We start from the raw sequence: 1733 nt of genomic DNA on the forward strand, positions 1-1733 counted from the left end.
CGGCTCCCAGGCCGTGTCCAACCAGATCCAGATCGACCTAGCCGCCTACTTCGGCTAACACCCAACACCCCCACACACCACGGCCCGGCCACCCCACCCACGGGGGCGGCCGGGCCGCGGTGGGCCTACCGCCCACGGGGCAGCCGGGCCGCGGCGTGCCTACCGCCGACGGCCGCGATGCGACACAACTGCGACACAGCCGGGAGATAGTGGGGTCTCGGGTGCCCGTGACTCCCGTGAACCACCCCCGCTCGGCGCGCTGCGTCGTGTTCTCCTCAGTCACGAACGCCCTTCACCGAAGGCCCCCCGGGGCCCTGAGCGAAGGAGTTCACATGCAACGCACAAGGACCTCCCGGCTGCGTGCCGGGCTCGCAGCGGGCAGCATCCTGCCGCTGCTCGCTGTGGCGGTCGCCACGTCGGCCGGGACGGCCGCAGCCGATGACACCAGAGAGCGTGGCGCCACCTCCGAGGGGGCGCTGGCCGCAGGACCCACCGCGATCACCGAAGGGACGGCCACCGATCTCGCCGCAGCCCTGGCCACCGACTCTGCGAACGTCACGGGGGCCTCGTTCGTCACGACCCCGCCAGAAGGCACGACGACTGGGGTGGGCGACACGCCCCTGACCGGCTTCCCGCGCGACGGGGGGACCTTTGCGATCCTGAGCAGCGGCGAGGTGTCCGGCGTCGACCAACCGGGCACCCACGCCAGCACCGACCTCAACAGCGACCACGTGAGGGGCGACACCGACTACGACGTCACGATCCTCAAGGTCGACCTCGCGGTCCCGGAGGGGTCCAACTGCCTGACGTTCGACTTCCGGTTCCTCTCCGAGGAGTTCCCCCGCTACGTCGGAACTCAGTACAACGACGCCTTCATCGCTGAGCTGGACACCTCGACCTGGACAACGTCGGGCTCGACCATCACCGCCCCGGACAACTTCGCCTTCGACGCGGACGGCAATGTCGTCAGCATCAACTCCACCGGCATCGGTGGCATGACCCCCGAGGCCGGGGCGGGCACGGCGTTCGATGGCGGGATCCCGTCAGGAGACACCGACGGCGCCGCGACCACGCTGCTGACCGCCTCCACCGCGATCACCCCCGGCGCACACTCCGTCTACTTCTCGATCTTCGATCAGGGCGACCGCATCCTCGACTCGGCGGTCTTCCTGGACGGCCTCGTCGTCGGCTACACGCCTGACCCGGAGGTCGACTGCGCACCCGGCGCCGAGGTCGTCACCCACGACCTGGACCTGGAGCCGAACACCGGCACCGCGCCGGTCGGCACGAGCCACACGGTCACCGCGACGCTGACCGACGACGCCGGCGACCCGGTGGCCGACACCACGGTCGAGTTCGCGGTCAGCGGCACGCACAGCACCACCGGCTCGGGCACCACGGACGCAGCGGGTCAGGCCACCTTCACCTACCCCGGCACGCTGGCCGGCACCGACACGATCAGCGGGTGCGCCCGGCCCGAGACCGGTGAGCCCTGCTCCGCCACCGACAGCGTCACCTTCACCTGGACCGACGAGGGCGGCCCGGTGGTGGAGCGGATCGCTGGTGCGGACCGCTACGGCACGGCCGCGGCGGTCTCCTCGGAGTGGGCACCAGGTGTTGACCTGGTCTACATCGCCAGCGGCCTGAACTACCCCGACGCCATGCCCGCCGGTGCCCTGGGCGGCACCAACGACGCCCCGGTCCTGCTCACGCGGCCCAACGGCCTGCCCAAC

1 protein-coding gene is annotated in these 1733 nt (G+C 71.2%); it reads left to right on the forward strand.

The features are described from left to right. Positions 1-332: 332 nt before the first annotated feature. Positions 333-1733 (forward strand): choice-of-anchor L domain-containing protein (locus MWU75_RS19570; RefSeq protein ID WP_247094133.1); only part of this gene is annotated, 1401 nt, incomplete at its 3' end.

Origin of the sequence: Ornithinimicrobium sp. F0845 (assembly GCF_023015765.1) — a bacterium.
GTDB lineage: Bacteria > Actinomycetota > Actinomycetes > Actinomycetales > Dermatophilaceae > Ornithinicoccus.